17 protein-coding genes are annotated in these 16,777 nt (G+C 72.0%); 11 read left to right on the top strand and 6 right to left on the bottom strand.

Annotated elements, in window-relative coordinates:
- Entirely contained in the window at positions 1–570 is a 570-nt protein-coding gene (locus MRBLMI12_RS08255) for an NADPH-dependent FMN reductase (protein WP_363355554.1), read from the top strand.
- A 90-nt stretch (positions 571–660) separates the two neighbouring features.
- Here MRBLMI12_RS08255 and MRBLMI12_RS08250 read toward each other — a convergent pair whose 3' ends face one another.
- Together MRBLMI12_RS08250 and MRBLMI12_RS08245 are read right to left on the bottom strand one after the other, a co-directional pair.
- Positions 661–1,425 carry a response regulator transcription factor gene (locus MRBLMI12_RS08250; RefSeq protein ID WP_363355552.1) on the bottom strand — a complete coding sequence of 255 codons (765 nt, stop codon included), beginning with the start codon at positions 1,423–1,425 and terminating at the stop codon, positions 661–663.
- Positions 1,422–2,717: a sensor histidine kinase gene (locus tag MRBLMI12_RS08245; RefSeq protein WP_363355550.1), complete on the bottom strand. Its 1,296-nt coding sequence runs from the start codon at positions 2,715–2,717 to the stop codon at positions 1,422–1,424. The genes MRBLMI12_RS08250 and MRBLMI12_RS08245 overlap by 4 nt, the downstream gene beginning before the upstream one ends.
- Positions 2,718–2,910: 193 nt before the next feature.
- On the opposite strand from MRBLMI12_RS08245, the gene MRBLMI12_RS08240 reads away from it, so the two are divergent.
- The 3 genes from MRBLMI12_RS08240 to MRBLMI12_RS08230 all read left to right on the top strand — a co-directional run bounded on the left by MRBLMI12_RS08240 (position 2,911) and on the right by MRBLMI12_RS08230 (position 4,757).
- The gene (locus MRBLMI12_RS08240; RefSeq protein WP_363355548.1) at positions 2,911–3,348 is read left to right on the top strand and encodes a VOC family protein; all 438 of its coding nucleotides are present in this window, start codon (positions 2,911–2,913) and stop codon (positions 3,346–3,348) included.
- Positions 3,349–4,089 carry a winged helix-turn-helix transcriptional regulator gene (locus MRBLMI12_RS08235; protein ID WP_363355546.1) on the top strand — a complete coding sequence of 247 codons (741 nt, stop codon included), beginning with the start codon at positions 3,349–3,351 and terminating at the stop codon, positions 4,087–4,089. It abuts the gene before it with no gap.
- A 104-nt stretch (positions 4,090–4,193) separates the two neighbouring features.
- Complete coding sequence (locus tag MRBLMI12_RS08230; protein WP_363355544.1) at positions 4,194–4,757, top strand: hypothetical protein; 564 nt, start codon at positions 4,194–4,196, stop codon at positions 4,755–4,757.
- Positions 4,758–4,787: 30 nt separating this feature from the next.
- Here the strand turns inward: MRBLMI12_RS08230 and MRBLMI12_RS08225 are convergent, their stop codons facing one another.
- Positions 4,788–5,627, bottom strand: a complete 840-nt coding sequence (locus MRBLMI12_RS08225; RefSeq protein WP_363355542.1) for an exodeoxyribonuclease III — start codon at positions 5,625–5,627, stop codon at positions 4,788–4,790.
- 135 nt (positions 5,628–5,762) lie between these two features.
- On the opposite strand from MRBLMI12_RS08225, the gene MRBLMI12_RS08220 reads away from it, so the two are divergent.
- From MRBLMI12_RS08220 to MRBLMI12_RS08200, 5 genes are all read left to right on the top strand, one after another.
- Positions 5,763–8,042: a hypothetical protein gene (locus tag MRBLMI12_RS08220; RefSeq protein WP_363355540.1), complete on the top strand. Its 2,280-nt coding sequence runs from the start codon at positions 5,763–5,765 to the stop codon at positions 8,040–8,042.
- A 120-nt stretch (positions 8,043–8,162) separates the two neighbouring features.
- The gene (locus MRBLMI12_RS08215; protein ID WP_363355538.1) at positions 8,163–8,894 is read left to right on the top strand and encodes a hypothetical protein; all 732 of its coding nucleotides are present in this window, start codon (positions 8,163–8,165) and stop codon (positions 8,892–8,894) included.
- Between the two features lie 51 nt (positions 8,895–8,945).
- Positions 8,946–9,524 (top strand): orotate phosphoribosyltransferase, encoded by a 579-nt coding sequence (gene pyrE / locus MRBLMI12_RS08210; protein WP_349425547.1) that lies wholly within the window; start codon positions 8,946–8,948, stop codon positions 9,522–9,524.
- Positions 9,525–9,607: 83 nt separating this feature from the next.
- Entirely contained in the window at positions 9,608–10,198 is a 591-nt protein-coding gene (locus MRBLMI12_RS08205; RefSeq protein ID WP_363355536.1) for a carboxymuconolactone decarboxylase family protein, read from the top strand.
- Between the two features lie 10 nt (positions 10,199–10,208).
- Complete coding sequence (locus MRBLMI12_RS08200) at positions 10,209–11,096, top strand: RNA polymerase sigma-70 factor (protein WP_363355534.1); 888 nt, start codon at positions 10,209–10,211, stop codon at positions 11,094–11,096.
- 118 nt (positions 11,097–11,214) lie between these two features.
- Here the strand turns inward: MRBLMI12_RS08200 and MRBLMI12_RS08195 are convergent, their stop codons facing one another.
- On the bottom strand, positions 11,215–11,787 hold the full coding sequence (locus tag MRBLMI12_RS08195; RefSeq protein WP_363355532.1) for a YdeI/OmpD-associated family protein: 573 nt from the start codon (positions 11,785–11,787) through the stop codon (positions 11,215–11,217).
- A gap of 9 nt (positions 11,788–11,796) precedes the next feature.
- The gene (locus tag MRBLMI12_RS08190) at positions 11,797–13,236 is read right to left on the bottom strand and encodes a PLP-dependent aminotransferase family protein (protein ID WP_363355530.1); all 1,440 of its coding nucleotides are present in this window, start codon (positions 13,234–13,236) and stop codon (positions 11,797–11,799) included.
- Positions 13,237–13,311: 75 nt separating this feature from the next.
- Between MRBLMI12_RS08190 and MRBLMI12_RS08185 the strand changes: the two genes are divergently transcribed.
- On the top strand, positions 13,312–14,442 hold the full coding sequence (locus tag MRBLMI12_RS08185) for an aldo/keto reductase (protein ID WP_363355528.1): 1,131 nt from the start codon (positions 13,312–13,314) through the stop codon (positions 14,440–14,442).
- Between the two features lie 469 nt (positions 14,443–14,911).
- On the opposite strand, the gene MRBLMI12_RS08180 is transcribed toward MRBLMI12_RS08185, so the two are convergent.
- Positions 14,912–15,721: an HAD-IIA family hydrolase gene (locus tag MRBLMI12_RS08180; RefSeq protein ID WP_363355527.1), complete on the bottom strand. Its 810-nt coding sequence runs from the start codon at positions 15,719–15,721 to the stop codon at positions 14,912–14,914.
- A gap of 40 nt (positions 15,722–15,761) precedes the next feature.
- Between MRBLMI12_RS08180 and MRBLMI12_RS08175 the strand changes: the two genes are divergently transcribed.
- Positions 15,762–16,703 carry an SDR family NAD(P)-dependent oxidoreductase gene (locus MRBLMI12_RS08175; protein ID WP_363355525.1) on the top strand — a complete coding sequence of 314 codons (942 nt, stop codon included), beginning with the start codon at positions 15,762–15,764 and terminating at the stop codon, positions 16,701–16,703.
- Positions 16,704–16,777: the final 74 nt, after the last annotated feature.

Below are 16,777 nucleotides of genomic sequence, written 5' to 3'. Positions count from 1 at the left end.
ATGTCCGAGCGGACCATCGGCTACATCGTCGGCAGCATCTCGTCGACCTCCATCAACCGCCGCCTCGCCAAGGCCCTGGAGCGTCTCGCCCCCGAGGGCACGACCCTCGTCGAGATCCCGATCAAGGACCTCCCGTTCTACTCGCCGGACTTCGACGCGGACTTCCCGCAGGTCGCGCGCGACTTCAAGCAGGCGATCGAAGACGTCGACGGCGTCATCATCGTCACCCCCGAGTACAGCCGCTCGATCCCCGGCGTGCTGAAGAACGCCCTCGACTGGGCCGCCCGTCCGTGGGGCCAGGGCTCGTTCAACGGCAAGCCCACCGCCGTGATCGGCACCTCCGGCGGCGGCATCGCCACCGCGGCCGCGCAGCAGCACCTCAAGGCCGTCCTCAGCCACTACAACGCACCGACGCTCGGCCAGCCCGAGGGCTACGTGCAGACCACGCCCGGCCTGTTCACCGAGACCGGCGAGGTCACCAATGACCAGACCGCCGAGTTCCTCGTCGGCTACCTCGAGGCGTTCGGCGCCCTCGTCGACCGCTACGCCGCCGTTCCCGTCGCGGCCTGATTCCCCCCGTCGGCGTTCGCGCCGGCATCGTTCCAGCAGATCGGATGCCCCGACCCAGTGCCCTTCGCGGGCCGGGCGGGGCATCCGTGTCTAGACCAGGCCGTGGCGGTGGGCGTAGACGACGGCGGCGACACGGTCGCGGGCGCCGAGCTTCTGCAGCACGTTCGACACGTGCGTCTTGACCGTGGCCTCGCCGATGTACAGCCGCTGCGCGATCTCGGCGTTGCTCATCGCCTGCGCGACGAGCTGCAGCACCTCGCGCTCGCGCTCGGTGAGCTCGGCCCCCGCATGCTCGCCTGTCACGATGTGTTCCCGCGGGCCGCCGTTTGCGACAGCGGAGCGGTCGGTCGGCCCGGCCCAGGACTGCTCGCCTGTCACGATGTGTGCGCGCGGCCCACCGTTTGCGAAAGCGGAAGCAGCCGCCGGCGGCGCGAAGCGGGCGATCACGCGTCGCGTCACCTCCGGGGCGAGCAGCGCGTCGCCGGCGGCGGCCACGCGCACCGCGGCGATGAGCTCCTCGGGTCCTGCGTTCTTCAGCAGGAACCCGCTGGCGCCCGCCGCGAGCGCGTCGAACAGGTAGTCGTCGCGGTCGAACGTGGTCACGACGACGACGGCCGCCTCGACGGACGGGTCGCGCGCGATCCGGCGGGTGGCCTCCACGCCGTCCATGTCGGGCATCTGCACGTCCATGCAGATCACGTCGGGGCGGAGAGCGGATGCCGCAGCCACCGCCTCGACGCCGGTCGAGGCCTCGCCCACGACGGAGATGTCGCCCGCCGACTCGAGGATCATGCGGAAGCCCGCCCGCATCACGGCGTGGTCGTCGACCAGCAGCACGCGGATGGCCGCCGTCATGCGCCCACCCCCGCCGACGCGTGGGACGGCGCCGGTGCGGCCAGCGGCACCCGCAGCCGCACGAGGAATCCGCCGCGGCCCCGCGGGCCGGTCTCGAGCACGCCGCCCGACGCCGCGGCGCGTTCCCGCATCCCCACGAGGCCCAGCCCGGGTCGCATCGGCGCTGCGACGGCACGCCCTGTGTTGACGACCTCCAGCTCGACGGCGTCGCCGCTGTAGCGCAGGCGGACGTCGGCTGCGGCATCCGGTCCGCCGTGGCGGCGCGCGTTGGTGAGCGCCTCCTGCGCGACGCGGTACATGTTCACCTGCACGAGGTCGGGCAGGTCGACCCGGTCGCCGACGACCGTCAGCGTCGTCGGCAGCCCGTTGTCGTTGGCGTGCGCGACGAGGTCGGCGAGCGCCGACAGGTGCACGGTCGAGCCGCCCTCGGCATCGGCGCCGGAGGTGCGCAGGGTCTCGAGCAGCTGGCGCAGGTCGGCGATCGCCGAGCGGGCGGAGTCCTCGATGCCGTGGAGCGCCCTTCGCGCGGCATCCGGATCCCGCTCCAGCACCGCCCGGGCGGCACCGGCCTGCACGCCCATCGCCGAGACATGGTGCGCGACGACGTCATGCAGCTCGCGGGCGATGCGGACGCGGTCGAGGGCGACGGCCTGGGCGGCGGTCACCTCGCGTTCGCGCTCGAGCTCCCGGGTACGCTGCTCGAGCGCCGCGCGCGACATCGCGGCGGCGTACGCCCGGTCGCCCATGTAGTAGGCCCCGCCGAAGAACCCGGCGTTGACCAGCAGCTGGAGCAGCAGCATCGCCGCGAACGGCGAGAACACCCCGGCCTGCGAGAGCGCGTCGTCGGACGGATCGATCGCCGACTGGAACATGGTGACGATCAGCCACACGAACATCGCGACGATGACGCCGACGCGCACCCACAGGGCGCGGCGCCGGTCGTCGACCCAGGCGCCGACGGTGTACATCGCGATGAACATCGCGATGTTCGAGACGTAGAGATCGGGGATGCGCACCGTCACCCCGACGAAGAACACCACCGAGATGGCGACGACGACGAGCTCGGGGAAGCGGCGCCGCACGGCGAGCGGGGCGGTGAGCCCGAGGCTGTACAGCAGCGCCCACTGCATCCCCTCGGCGGCATCGGCGCCGTACACGCCGGCCACCGAGCCGAGCGCCGAGCTCAGGACGGCTGAGACGAACAGGCCGGCGGCCAGCCAGACGTCGTTGCGCAGCTCGGCACGCGTCGGCCGTGGGCGCGGGGCCGGGTGCGCGGCGGTGTGGTCGGACATCCCTCCACGCTAAGGCGGACTCGCGGTTCCGGCATCCCCCGAGAGGCGGAGTCAGGATGCTGCCGCCCCCGCGACGCGAAGTGGGTTACTTGCTATTGACAAGCAAGCTTGTTTTTTGCAACCATGATTCGAGAAGCTCACCAACCGAGAAGCTCACCGACCGCAGCAGTTGGAATCCAGAAGGAGCAAGGCAATGACGCACATCTTCGTCAACATCCCCACGAACGACCTCGACCGCTCGAAGGCGTTCTACACCGCCCTGGGGTGCGAGCTGAACCCGCTCTTCACCGACGACAACGCCGCGTGCGTGGTGTGGAGCGACGACATCTTCTTCATGGTGCTCACCAAGGAGTACTTCTCGACGTTCACCGACAAGGAGTTCGCCGACCCGCGCACGCACGCCCAGGTGCTCCTGTCGATCAGTCGCGACTCCCGCGAAGACGTCGACAGGATCGTCGAGGCGGGCGTCGCACACGGCGGGACCGCGCCCGGCGAACCGCAGGACTACGGGTTCATGTACGGCCGTGACCTCATCGATCCCGACGGCAACGGCATCCAGTTCATGTACATGGATCCTGAGGCCGCCGCCAAGGGACCCGACGCCTACATGGCGGAGCAGGCGCAGGCGTAAGTGGCCTCCCGCAGCTACGGGCAGTACTGCGGGGTCACCACGGCCGTCGAGCTGATCGGGGAGCGATGGGCGCTGCTCATCGTCCGTGATCTGCTCGTCGGCCCTCGGCGCTACACCGACCTCAAGCAGGGGCTGCCCAAGATCCCCACCAACATCCTCTCCACGCGGCTCAAGGAGCTGCAGGAGGGCGGCGTCGTGCGCCGCGTGCCCCTCCTCCACTGCGGCCTGGTGTACGAGCTGACCCCCTACGGGCGCGAGCTCGAGCCGATCGTGCTCGCGCTGGGCCGGTGGGGATTCCAGCAGATGGGCGATCCGGCTCCGGACGACATCGTCACCGCGGACTCGCTCACGATGGCGCTGCGCACCGCATTCCGGTCGGATGCCGCAGCCACGCTGCCGCCCGCGGACTACGAGGTGCACGTGGCCGACGTCGTCCTGCGTGTGCACGTCGATCCGTCGGGGCTCAAGATCGCGCAGCTGCAGCCCGCCGGCCGGCCCGTCGATCCGCGGCTCGGAACGCAGGCGTCGGTCGCGGACGACCCCGGCATCGTCTTCGCGGCGGGTCCCGGCATCCGTCGCCTCATCTCGGGCGAACTGACCCCGGCGGCCGCGATCGACCAGGAGGTGCTCGCCGTGGTGAGCGGCGACGCGACCCTGCTCGAGCGGTTCGCACAGACGTTCTCGATCCCCGCGGCGCCGGTGGCGCAGAGCCTGGAGGATGAGCGGGTCGCGGTCTCATAGCGAGGGTCGCAGGGAGGCCGGATGCCGACGAGCCGGAGGAGCTCGTCCGGGAATGCCTGGCGTGGAGCGACGGATGCCTCTCCTCGGCGCGATACCGTGCCGCTGTGACCGCGTCCGCCCCACCCGCCGACGAGCATCGCCGCCGCCGCGACGTGCCGGTGGGCGTGGCGATGGTGGGAATGGTCGCGATCGCGTGGTGGCCGGCCTTCACTCTCGGCGCGTGGGGCGAGGTGTTCTTCGACGACATCCTCGCGCTCTGGGCCGCCTCCACGGCGGCCTTCGTGTTCGTGCTGGTGGAGCGCCGCCCTGTCGGCGGCAGGCTCGCGCGGGCCTTCGTCCTCCTCCTGCCGTCGGTGTGGCTCGTCCTCAACTTCGTGGTCGCCGACGACACCACCGACCTCGCGCTGGCCGTCGTCGACCTCGCCGCGATCGCGGCGGTGCTGCTCGGCATCCCGTTCACCCTGTGGGTGCTGGTGCGCGTCGTCTGGCCCGACTTCGCGACCGAGACGCGGCGACGCACGAAGTGGCTGATCGCCGTCGTGGTGCTCGGCGTCGCCGTCACCTCGTTCGTGCTCGGCCTCAACCAGGAGCACTTCCTGACGTGCAGCGACTTCGCGATCAGCGGCAACTCCGAGCCGCCCGGCTGCACGCCCGACCCGATGGACTGACGCCTGCCCTGCGCGAGAGGCGGACCGGCGTCAGAAGATCATCGGCCGGTCGTCATCGTCGGGGCTCTCGAGATCGAGGTCGACGACGACGGGCACGTGGTCGCTCGGGAGCTCGCCCTTGCGCTCGTCGCGGTGGATCGTCGCGCCGGTGACGGCCTCGGCCACTGCGTGGGAGCCGAGGATGAAGTCGATGCGCATGCCCTCGTTGCGGGGGAACTTCAAGCGCTTGTAGTCCCAGTAGGTGTAGCCGGTGGGGATCAGCGGGCGCACGACATCCTGCAGGCCGACGGCCTCGAGCGCGGCGAACGCCTCGCGCTCGGGCGGCGACACGTGGGTCGAGAAGCCCGGGACGACCGCAGGGTCGCCGTTGTCGGCATCCGTCGGCGCGATGTTGAAGTCGCCGACCAGCGCGAGGGCGAGATCGGGGTTCGCCGCGAGGGAGTCCGAGGTGTACTGGCTCAGCGCCGACAGCCAGTCGAGCTTGTAGAAGTAGTGGGGGTCGCCGAGCGAGCGGCCGTTCGGCACGTACAGGCTCCACACCTCGACACCGCCGACGGTGGCGCCGATCGCGCGCGCCTCCTGCGGCGCGTCGGGGCCGTTGTGCCCCTTCTCGAAGCCCGGCATGCCGGGGAACGCGGTGCGCACGTTCGTGAGCGGCTCGCGGCTCGCGATCGCCACGCCGTTCCACTGCGAGAAGCCGTACGCCTCGACGTGGAAGCCCGCCTCCTCGAAGCGGTCGAACGGGAACTGCTCGGTCTTGCACTTGATCTCCTGCATCGCCAGCACATCGATGTGCTCGCGCACCGCGAAGTCGACGATGCGGTCGACCCGCGCGCGGATGGAGTTCACGTTCCAGGTGGCCAGGCGCATGGAATCAAGCCTAGGCGGGGCGGCCGACGTAAGAAGGACGGGAGCGGATGCCGACCCCCTGGCGTATCAGCCGTTCTCGGAGGAGTCTCCTTCTTGTCAGCGGCCGCGTCCGCGGTCGGGAAAGCGAGACCCACCATGGACCACGACTGCGGCTGCGGCCACGCGGCGCCAGCCGCCCACGACTCCGCGCCCCTGCAATTCGACGCCGACGGGGAGCTCATCGTCCCCGGTCCCGTCATCCGTCCCGAGATGCTCACCCGCGCGTGCCCCATCGGCACGCTCGACGGATCGTGGCTGCTCGAGCTCGAGCGGCGCACCGTCTTCGGTCCCGAGGTGCGCGGTGCGATGCGCATCGAGGTCGGCGCGTCGTCGCTGCGCGTCTCGGGCGACATGTACTCCCGCCGCGTCTTCCCTCCCGTGCTCACGGAGGTGGAGCGCCCGCTCCCGTTCCCGCTGCCCGAACCCCGGCCGCAGCCGTTCGGCGGGGACGCCGACGCCGGCTCCGGCGAGCAGGATCCGGGGGAGGACGACGCGCCGGTGCTGTCGGAGCTCGCGGCGTTCAACCTGCGCTGGTACCCGGCGTTCCCGGCATCGCAGTACACCTGGTACTTCCGCTCCAACGGCTCGACGTACGTCGACGGCACGCTCACCGTGCAGATCGTGCGGCACCTGTGGAACCGCACGACGCAGGAGTTCGTGTCGACCGACACCGGCACGCTCACCCTGCGCTGCCGGCGTCCGCTCGTCGTGACCGCGACCAGCGCCCTTCTGGGCTCGTCGCAGCGTATGACGGGCACGCTCTCGATCGGCGGGACGATCACCAACGTCACGGCGAGCAAGACCTCGCCGATGTATCGCGGATGCCGCATCGAGGTCGATGCCATGGTGAACCGCGTGTTCCCGGCATCCGCCACGATCGGATCGGGTGCGGCGGCGTCGGTGCGCTCCGTGTACGCATCGGCCGGGTGGGACGTCACCGTCGTCACCGACCAGATCACCGTGCCGGAGGACGCGGAGCTCACCAACGCCGAGCTGGCCACGCTCATGACGGGGCATCGCCAGGCGGTGCCGGGCGACGGCTGGCGGCTGTGGCTCTTCGTCGGGTCGGCGCAGGGCGGGCTGTTCGGGATCATGTTCGACGACGACACGGTCCCACGCGAGGGGGCCGCCGGATTCGCCGACGTGCGGCTCGGCAACGACTCGTTCATCGCGGCAGCCGCACGCGGTCGACCGCTCGACGAGGTGCCCGCGGCGTTCCTGCGCACCCTGGTGCACGAGGCCGGGCACGCATTCAACCTGTGGCACCCGAAGCACGACGTCCACAACCCGGGCATCGGCACCGAGATCATGAACCAGACCGGCGACGTCATGGGCTTCGCCACCGCGGCGAACCCGTACCCCGGCAACGCCTCGTTCCTGTTCTCGGACCACGACCGCACCTCGCTGATCCATTCGCCCGACCCGCAGGTGCGGCCCGGCTGGAAGAACTTCGGCTGGGGCCACGGCGACCTGTCGGCGGGGCTGCCCGCGCCGGTGGACGCCGCAGGCCTGTGGGGCGACCAGGGCGATGACGGTCTCGCGCTGACGGTCGCCATGCCGGCGCAGGCGTTCGTCGGCGAGTACGTCACCGCCGAGGTCGTGCTGACGAACGTGTCGGACCAGGCGCGCACCGTCACGACGCTCATCAACCTGTCGGAGGGCGACCTCGTCTTCCTCCACACGCCGCCCGACCACTCGCTGCAGCATCTGGTCGACGTCGCCATCGGCTGCGGCCCGCGGCCGATGACCGTCCTGCAGCCGGGGGAGTCGGTCCGCAACCACGTGCAGGTGTTCTTCACCAACCAGGGGGTGACCTTCACCGAGCCGGGACGCCACACGGTCGCAGCCCAGCTCGAGGTCGATGCGATGACCACGGTGCGCTCCACGCCGGTGACGGTCGACGTGCGAGGTCCCGGCTCCGACGCGGAGGTCGACATCAGCGCGAAGACGCTGACGCCGGGTGTCGGTCGTGCGATCGCGCTGGGCGATTTCGCGACGGATGCCGCGGCCCGCGCGGTCCTGACCGATCTGGCTGAGCAGCACAGCGACACCGACACCGGCGCGGCCGGTGCCCTCGTGCTCGCGAACGCGCTGGCGCGGTCGTTCTCGGACTTCCGGACGCGCGACGTGCGCGAGGCAGCCCCGGACGACGCGGCGCACTTCCTCGAGCTGGCGCTGCAGGGCCGGTCGGCCGAGCGCGTCGCCGCGCTCGCGGTGACGGTCGCGAGCCCGACCGAGAAGAACGCGCCGGTCGTCGCCGACACCATCGCGGCGCTGAAGTCGCGGGCGAAGGGCGGCGCGCGCTCGGCGGCAGGCAAGGGCGTCGCCGAGGCCGAGCGGATCGCGGCGGACTTCGTATCGCCCGAGGGACGCTGACCGGTCGCCCGCCGGCGCGGCCTCTCCGCGCCGGCGGGCGCCGCCCATCGTCTGCGCGAAGCGGCGGCCCAGCCGGGCCGGCGGGGTGACAGCGCAGCGGTGAAGGGGAAGGATCGAGCCGTGACGTCCGACACGCAGAGCGGCGGAGGGCTGGAGCTTCGGCTCCGGCTTGCCGCGGCATCCGTCCCGCTCGACCGCGTCGCGTTCGCCGACGTCGAGCTCGTCGCCGTGGGCGGGCCGTCGGGGCCGGTGAGCGCGCGGCTGAACATCGTCGAGGGAGACCTCGAGATCTTCGTCACGCAGGCGGGCCGCCCGCCCGTGCGGGCGGCGTGGCCCTGGCCGGTCGACTCGGCGCCGCGTTCGGTCGAACTGGCACCGGGGGAGTGCCTCGTCGCGTCCGTGCCGCTGGTGGCGGCGGGGAGCGCCCCGCTCTTCCCGGCGCCGGGGAGATACGAGCTCGTCGCGCAGTTCGCAGCGCGGCCTGGCGTGACGCTCGAGTCGAATCGCGAGGTGCTGGTCCGCACCGCCGCTGCCGACACCGCGCTCGCCGCCGACCTGCGCGACCGCGACGTGCTGCAGAGCCTCCTGGGTGCCGGAGTCATCGGTGCGGCGGCGCCCGCGCTCGGGCGCCTCGCCGCGTCGGCCGACACCGGCACCGCCACCGCCGCGCGGCTCGCGCTCCAGCGCACCGACGCGCTCGCCGAGACCGCGACCGAGACCGCGGCGGTGCGCGCGGTCGCCGCGCTGCTCCCGCCCGGTGCGACCGGCCCCGACGAGCGTCGCGACGCCGTCGCCCCGCGGGCCTCCGCCCGCGACGCCGCCGCCCTGAGCGGGCGCCCGCTCGCCGAGTGATCCGGCCGTCGGGCGGGACGCGGCATCCGTCCCCTCAATAGACTCGACGACATGACCGTCGCCTCCACGCCCGCGCTCGAAGCCGATCGCCAGTACCTGATCGCCCTCATCCAGGACGAGGCGGTGTTCCACGGGGACTTCACGCTCTCGAGCGGCAAGAAGGCGACGTACTACGTCGACATGCGCAAGCTCACCCTCGACCACCGGGCGGCGCCGTCCATCGGACGCATCATGCTCGACCTCATCCGCGACGTCGACGGCATCGTCGCGGTCGGCGGGCTCACGCTCGGCGCCGACCCCATCGCGAACGCCGTGATGCACGAGTCCGCCCGCACCCACAAGCCGCTCGACGCGTTCGTCGTGCGCAAGGAGCCCAAGGACCACGGCCGCGGGCGCCAGGTGGAGGGGGCGGATGTCGCGGGCAAGCGTGTCGTCGTGCTCGAAGACACCTCGACCACGGGTCAGTCCGCGCTCAAGGCCGTCGAGGCGCTGCGCCGCGAGGGAGCGGAGCCCGTGGCCGTCGCGGTCATCGTCGACCGCAAGACCGGGGCCCAGGCCGCCGTCGAGGCCGAGGGCCTGCAATGGCTGGCGGCGATCGACCTCGACGACCTCGGGCTCGAACCGCAGTAGTTCATCTCCGCCGGGATGTCACAGGGCGGCGCCGGCCGGTGTCTCCATGTCGAAGGACTCGTTCCCACGACACGGAGGAAGACATGACTGAGACGACCCGCATCCCCGCGACCGAGGTCACCGGCGCCTACGGCGCCCTGGTCAAGGCGGCGGCCCGGAAGATGATCGGCCGTGTGCCCGACTCGGTCGGCGTGCTGTGGCACCACAAGGCCGTGATGAAGGACGCGATGGGCATCGGGCAGAAGGTCGAGCACTGGCACGAGCTCGACCCGAACCTGGCGACCTACGCCGCGATGGCGGCGGCTGCGACCATCGGCTGCAGCTTCTGCCTCGACTTCAACTACTTCGCGTCGCACAACCGCGGCGTCGACGCCGCCAAGGTCCGCGAGGTCCCGCGCTGGCGCGAATCGGCGGTCTTCACGCCGCTCGAGCGTCAGGTCATGGAGTACGCCGAGGCGGCGAGCCAGACGCCGCCGGCGGTGACCGACGAGCTGTCCGACGCGCTGCTCGCCCAGCTCGGCGAGGCGGGACTCATCGAGCTCGCGGCACGCGTCGCGTTCATGAACATGTCGGCCCGCATGAACGTGGCGCTCGGCATCCGCTCCGAGCAGTTCGCGGACTCGTGCGGCCTGCCGCCCCTGGCCCAGCGACCGGCCGTCGCGGCCCGCGCGTAGGCTCGCCGTCATGAGCACCGCCCACGTCGACGATCCCTTCGTGGAGCATCGCAACCTGCTCTTCACCGTGGCGTACGAGATGCTCGGCTCGGCGGCCGACGCCGAGGACGTGCTGCAGGAGTCGTGGCTGCGCTGGGCCGCGGTGGACCACGCAACCGTGCAGGAGCCGCGCGCCTACCTCGTCCGCGTCGTGACCCGCCAGGCGCTCAACCACCTGCGCACGGTGTCGCGGCGCCGAGAGGACTACGTGGGCGAGTGGCTCCCCGAACCGCTGCTCACGAGCCCTGACGTGGCGGAAGACGTCGAGCTCGCCGAGAACCTCTCGATCGCGATGCTCACCGTGCTCGAGACGCTCGGCCCCGCCGAGCGCGCCGTGTTCGTCCTGCGCGAGGTCTTCGATGTGCCGTACGACGAGATCGCGGATGCCGTGGGCAAGACGCCTGCGGCCGTGCGGCAGATCGCGCACCGGGCGAAGGACCATGTCGCCGCCCGGCGACCGCGTGTGCGCGTGGTGCCCGCGGAGCACGAGGAGGCGGTCGAACGGCTCGTCGCGGCGCTCAACACGGGCGACCTGCAGGGGCTGATGGACGTGCTCGCGCCCGAAGTCGTGTCGGTCGCCGACGGTGGCGGCAAGGTGCGGGGTGCCGCGCGGCGTCCGGTCGTCGGCGCGGAGCGCCTCGCGCGCTACCTCATCGGCGGCATGTCGAAGCTCGAGGGCACGCTCGTCGCGTCGGCGACCTGGGTCAACGGCCAGCCGGGGATCCGGGTGGAGCTCGATGGTCAGCTCGCCGGCGTCGTCAGCCTGACCGTCGAGGGCGGGCGCATCACGCGGATCTACTCGATCGCGAACCCCGACAAGCTCGGGTGGCTCGATGTGGAGGCGGAGGTCGGGCGCTGATCGCCGGATCAGTCGCCGCGTCCGCGCCCGCGCCACAGCTGCCAGACCACGACGACCAGCGCGGTCAGCGCGATGAGCGCGGAGATCGAGAGCAGCAGCGTCTGCTCGGCGGACGAGATCACGGGCGCCTCCCCTCAGCGGCATCCGCGACGACCTTCGCGATGCGCGCGGCGCGCGTCTCGGCCCGGCGGGCCGCGTCGACGCTCGCGATGCCGATCTTGCGGGTCGAGGGCGGGAAGGCGTCCCATGCGCTGCGCGCGGTCGGGACCGCGTCGAGGGCCGCGGCGAGGTCGTCGGGCTCGCGCAGCGCCTCGGCGTTGTCGAGCACGGTCCACGATCCGTTCTGCTGGGCGAGTTCGATGGCACGGATGCCGGCTTCCATGAGCAGGCCGTCGGCCTCGAGCTGCGCGACCCGCGCCTTGTTGGTCGCCGCCCAGCCGCTCGAGGGGCGTCGCGGGGCGAACCACAACCCGCCGCGGTGCTCATCGAACGAGCGCACGGGGCCGTCGATCCAGCCGAAGCACAGCGCCTGCTGGATCGCGTCCTCGTAGGCGACGAACTCGAGGCCCGAACCCGGCCGTGCCCGCACGAGCCACGCTCCCTTGGACGTGCGATGGTTCGCGTCCAGCCACGCACGCCACGCCGCGGCATCCGCTGCCTCCACCATCTCGCCGTCGTCGAGCGCACCCATGCCGCGACCCTATCGGGAGGCGCCGACGCTGTGGGCGGCGAGATCGCGGACGGCGGCGGCGAGAAGGCTCACGGCCTCGTCGACGAGCGGGTCGGCGAGGTCGCCGTAGCCGAGCACGAGTCGCTCCGGTGCGGGCACGTCGGGCGAGACGCGGTAGCGGCGGATATCGGTGAGTGCGACGTCGTACGCGGCGCCGGCGCGGACCACGTCGGCTGCGCGCACGCCGGGAGGCAGATCGAGCACGAGGTGCAGCCCGGCCGCGATGCCCGACACGCGGCATTCGGGCAGGCGGTGCGCGAGCGCCGCGAGCAGCGCCTCGCGCCGGCGCCGGTAGCGCGCACGGGCGCCGCGCAGGTGTCGGTCGAGGCTGCCCGCTGCGAGGAAGCGGGTGAGCGCGAGCTGGTCGATCGTCGAGGGCATGGCCGCTCCGGCGTCGCGCACGTCATCGCGCAGCCACGGCGGCAGCACCAGCCATCCGATGCCGAGCGCCGGGGTCGCCGTCTTGCTGAGGCTGCCGGCGAGCACCACCCGGTCGGGGGCCATGGCCTGCAGTGCGCCGATCGGCCGGCGGTCGTAGCGGAACTCCGCGTCGTAGTCGTCCTCGATGACGACCCCGTCGCACGCTCGCGCCCACGCGATCAGACCCTCGCGCCGCTCGGCCGACAGCGGCACGCCGACGGGGAACTGGTGCGCCGGCGTCACGAGCGCGGCGCGCGCGCCGGTTCGGACGGATGCCGCCACCAGCGCGTCGACGTCGACGCCGTGCTCGTCGACGCGGACGGGCACGGAGCCGAGGCCCTCGGCCGCAGCGACCTGCCGCATGCGCTGCCATGACGGATCCTCGACGAGGAGGGCGCGGTGTCCCAGTCCGCGGAGCGCGCGGGCCAGTCGCCGCATGCCGTCGGCGGCGCCGTGCGTGACGACGACGGCGTCGGCATCCGCCCTCGTGAAGCGCGCGCGCGACAGGTACGCGGCGAGCGCTCCGCGGGCAGACGGGACGTCGCCGTCGAGCCCGAACAGCTCGGCGTCGGGAGTGTCGGCCAGCGCCTCGCTCAGGGCGCGCAGCCACAGCGCGCGCGGCGCGTGCCGCAGGTCGGGAACGCCCGGCGCGAGGTCGAAGCGCGGCCGCCGCTGCGGCGCGACGGGCGGAGGCTCGGGACGTGTCGCCGCGACGCCGATACGCGTCGCGACCCTGGTGCCCGAACCGGTGCGGGCATCGAGGATGCCCTCGGCCGTGAGACGCCCGTACACCTCGGTCACCACCCACCGCGAGACGCCCAGAGATGCCGCGAGCAGCCGGCTGGGGGGAAGCGCCGCACCGGCGGGCAGCCTGCCGGTGGCCACGGCATCCCGCACCGCCAGCTCGAGCCGGACGTGGCGGGGACCGTCGAAGGCCGAGAGATCGAGCAGGGTCTCCCACGCGACCGGATTGGTCTGGATTTCTGCCATGAAATCGGATCGTACTCCCAGACCGCTCAGGTCTCACGATGGGAGCACCCCACCAACCGCAGGAAAGGGAACGCCATGCAGTACCGCACCATCTCCAACGGGTCGACTTCTTTCGAGGTCTCGACCCTGTGCCTCGGCACCATGTTCTTCGGCACACGCACCGACACCGCGACATCCCTCGCCATCCTCGACCGGTTCGCCGACGCGGGCGGCACCTTCGTCGACACCGCGAACAACTACAGCGTCTGGGTCGGCGGCCACGGCCGCGACAGCGAGGATGTGCTCGGGGAGTGGATCCGCCGCCGCGGAGGCCTCGGCGACGTGCGCCTCGCCACCAAGCTCGGTGCTGCGAAGAAGGACCCCGCGCTGCCGCTGCAGACCGTCGAGCCGACGAACTACCAGGGACTCTCGGCCGAGGTCGTCGCGCGCGAGGCGCGCCTCAGCCTGCAGCACCTCGGCATCGACCACCTGGACGTGCTGTACGGGCACGTCGACGACCGCGCGACGCCGATCGCAGAGACCGTCGCCGCCTTCGGGCAGCTGCAGCGCGAGGGGCTCGTCGGCATCGCGGGCATCTCGAACGTCGCGCTCTGGCGTCTCGTCGAAGCGCGCGAGGAGGCGCTGCGCCAGGGCGTCGACCCGTACGGTGTCGTGCAGCAGGGCTACAGCTACGTCTACCCGAGCCCGGCAGCCGGGCGCACGAACGACGTGTCGGTCGAGCTTCTGGACTACGTCGATTCGCTGGCCGCAGGCGCAGGCGCAGGCGCAGGCGCAGGCGCAGGCGCAGGGGCAGGCGCAGGCGCCGGCGCCGGGGCGGGGGCAGGCGCAGGCGCAGGCGCCGCCGCGGGCGTCGACAGCCGCCCGCCGCTCACCGTCACCGCGTACTCGCCGCTGCACCAGGGTGCGTTCACGCGCGACGACAAGCCGCTGTGGGCGCCGATGCGCCACGCGTCGAACCGCGAGCGCGTACGCGTGCTGCACGACATCGCCGCCGAGATCGGCGCGACCCCCAACCAGGTCGCGCTCGCGTGGCTGCTCGGGGGGCCGGTGCCGGTGATCCCGGTGGTCGGCATCTCGAGCGTCGCCCAGCTCGAAGAGGCGCTCGCCGCGGCAGACCTGGTGCTCGACCCCGAGGTGCGCACGCGCCTGGACGGGGCGGACCTCGTGCTGGACGCGGAACTGCGCGCGGGTCTCGAGCTGGCGTAGAGGAGGGCTGCGGCATCCCGTTCCTCAGCTGAGGCTGCGGATTGGCTGCGGCATCCGTTCCTCAGCTGAGACTGCGGAATGGCTGCGGCATCCGTTCCTCAGCTGAGGACGTGGGCCGAGATGAGGGCGGAACCGCGCGTTTCCCCCCTCATCTCGGCACGCTTCCTCATCTGAGGACGCGGACCTCGACTGAGGACGCGGACCTCGACTGAGGACGCGGACCTCGACTGAGGACGCGGAATGGCCGAGGCATCCGCTCCTCAACTGAGGACGTGAGCCGAGATGAGGCGCTCAACAGGCCGTTCGCTCCGCATTTCGGCACGTTTCCTCATCTGAGGACGCGCGGCACCTCAACTGCGACCGACGGATGCCGCGGCCGGCGCGTCAGAGCAGAAGTTGGGCCTACGGCAGCTCGGGGCCTACAGCAGCTCGGGGCTACAGCAGCTCGGGGGCTGCAGCAGCTCGGGGCCTACAGCAGCTCGGGGTCCTCGGACTCGACGGGCTCGGCGTCGAGGAGGTCGGCGACCGAGTCGAGCACCTCGTCGGGGCGGAACGGGTAGCGCGCGATCTCGGCCGCGTCGCTGATGCCGGTGAGCACCAGCACGGTGTGCAGGCCTGCCTCGATGCCGGCGACGACGTCGGTGTCCATGCGGTCGCCGATCATGCCGGTGTTCTCGGAGTGGGCGCCGATGCGGTTGAGCGCGGAGCGGAACATCATGGGGTTCGGCTTGCCGACGACGTACGGCTCCATGCCGGTCGCCTTCGTGATGAGGGCCGAGATGGCGCCGGTCGCGGGCAGCACGCCCTCGGTGGACGGGCCGGTCGCGTCGGGATTGGTCGCGATGAAGCGGGCGCCGGCGCCGAGGAAGCGGATCGCCTTGGTGATCGCCTCGAACGAGTAGTTGCGGGTCTCGCCGACGACGACGTAGTCGGGGTTCGTCTCGGTCATGATGAAGCCGGCCTCGTGAAGGGCTGTGGTGAGGCCCGCCTCGCCGATGACGAACGCCGTGCCGCCGGGCATCTGCGAGCGCAGGAAGTCGGCGGTCGCGAGCGCGGAGGTCCAGATCGACTCCTCCGGAACGATGAGCCCCGAGGCGCGCAGCCGCGCCGACAGATCCCGCGGCGTGAAGATGGAGTTGTTGGTCAGCACGAGGAAGGGCACGCCCTGGTCGCGCCACTGCTGCAGCAGTGCGGAGGCCCCGGGAACGGGGGTGTTCTCATGCACCAGCACGCCGTCCATGTCGGTGAGCCAGCATTCGATGTCGGACCGCGTGCGCATGCGTCCAGACTAAGTGGCGCGCGGGCGTAGGGTCGAAGCCGTGACGTGGGACCCCCGGAGCCTTCCCGACCTCTCCGGACGCGTGTACCTCGTGACCGGATCCAACGCCGGCCTCGGCTACTTCGCGTCGGAGCAGCTGGTGCGCGCGGGCGCACAGGTGCTCATGTCGGCGCGCCATCCGAACCGGCTGTCGGCCGCGCGCGCCGCGATCCGCCGACGGGTTCCGGATGCCGCGACCGATGCGACCGAGCCGCTCATCCTCGACACCAGCAACCTCGCATCGGTGCGCTCGGCGGCCGCGAGCGTGCGCGGCAAGGGCGGCCTGGACGGCGTCCTGCTGAACGCCGGCATCGTCCACCCGCCGAAGACCCGCGAGACCACGATCGATGGCAACGAGGTCGTTTTCGCGACGAACGCCCTCGGCCACTACGCGCTCGCCGGCGAGCTGCTGACCGCGCTGGCGGACGCCTCTGGCCGGATGGTGTGGCTTGGCAGCATGTCGACGTCGCTCACGCCCTACGACCCGGTCGACCCGCAGCTGGCCGACGGCTATACCGCGTGGCGCGCCTACGTCCAGTCGAAGGTCGCCACGGCCGCGCTGGGCTTCGAGGCCGACCGGCGCCTGCGCGCAGCGGGCGTTCCCGTGGCGAGTGTCGTCGCCCATCCGGGCTACTCGACCGGCGGCCGGACGCCGGGCATCGTCGGGGTCAACGAACCCTCGCGCGCCAAGCGGTTCCGCGACAACCTGCAGGCCGCCATCGCGCAGTCCAAGGAGCGCGGCGCCTGGTCGCTCGTGCGGGCGCTCACCGACCCCGAGATCGAGGGCGGGGAGTTCTGGGGACCGCGCACCGGCTCGCGCGGCGAGCCGCGCCGGCAGAAGGCCGCCAAGATCACGCGTGACCCCGTGGTGGGCGCACGCCTCTGGGACGTGGCCGAGACGGCCACCGGCGTGCACTGGCCCTTCGAGGTCGCGGCGCGCTGACCGTCACAACCCGCACGTCCCACCATCACTTGGTCCAGCCACCACGTGCGGCGGGTATCGGGACAGCAGGGGCG

Source organism: Microbacterium sp. LMI12-1-1.1, assembly GCF_040676455.1.
In the GTDB taxonomy this organism is placed as follows: Bacteria; Actinomycetota; Actinomycetes; order Actinomycetales; family Microbacteriaceae; genus Microbacterium.
Note: the sequence above shows the minus strand (reverse complement) of the source record. Positions and strands in the feature narration are given on the sequence as shown.

Coding starts and splice junctions, on each gene's coding strand:
- MRBLMI12_RS08240 (WP_363355548.1), top strand. CDS start 2,911: ATGACGCACATCTTCGTCAACATCCCCACGAACGACCTCGACCGCTCG.
- MRBLMI12_RS08255 (WP_363355554.1), top strand. CDS start 1: ATGTCCGAGCGGACCATCGGCTACATCGTCGGCAGCATCTCGTCGACC.
- pyrE (WP_349425547.1), top strand. CDS start 8,946: ATGACCGTCGCCTCCACGCCCGCGCTCGAAGCCGATCGCCAGTACCTG.
- MRBLMI12_RS08205 (WP_363355536.1), top strand. CDS start 9,608: ATGACTGAGACGACCCGCATCCCCGCGACCGAGGTCACCGGCGCCTAC.
- MRBLMI12_RS08245 (WP_363355550.1), bottom strand. CDS start 2,717: ATGTCCGACCACACCGCCGCGCACCCGGCCCCGCGCCCACGGCCGACG.
- MRBLMI12_RS08220 (WP_363355540.1), top strand. CDS start 5,763: ATGGACCACGACTGCGGCTGCGGCCACGCGGCGCCAGCCGCCCACGAC.
- MRBLMI12_RS08225 (WP_363355542.1), bottom strand. CDS start 5,627: ATGCGCCTGGCCACCTGGAACGTGAACTCCATCCGCGCGCGGGTCGAC.
- MRBLMI12_RS08185 (WP_363355528.1), top strand. CDS start 13,312: ATGCAGTACCGCACCATCTCCAACGGGTCGACTTCTTTCGAGGTCTCG.
- MRBLMI12_RS08200 (WP_363355534.1), top strand. CDS start 10,209: ATGAGCACCGCCCACGTCGACGATCCCTTCGTGGAGCATCGCAACCTG.
- MRBLMI12_RS08195 (WP_363355532.1), bottom strand. CDS start 11,787: ATGGGTGCGCTCGACGACGGCGAGATGGTGGAGGCAGCGGATGCCGCG.
- MRBLMI12_RS08180 (WP_363355527.1), bottom strand. CDS start 15,721: ATGCGCACGCGGTCCGACATCGAATGCTGGCTCACCGACATGGACGGC.
- MRBLMI12_RS08250 (WP_363355552.1), bottom strand. CDS start 1,425: ATGACGGCGGCCATCCGCGTGCTGCTGGTCGACGACCACGCCGTGATG.
- MRBLMI12_RS08190 (WP_363355530.1), bottom strand. CDS start 13,236: ATGGCAGAAATCCAGACCAATCCGGTCGCGTGGGAGACCCTGCTCGAT.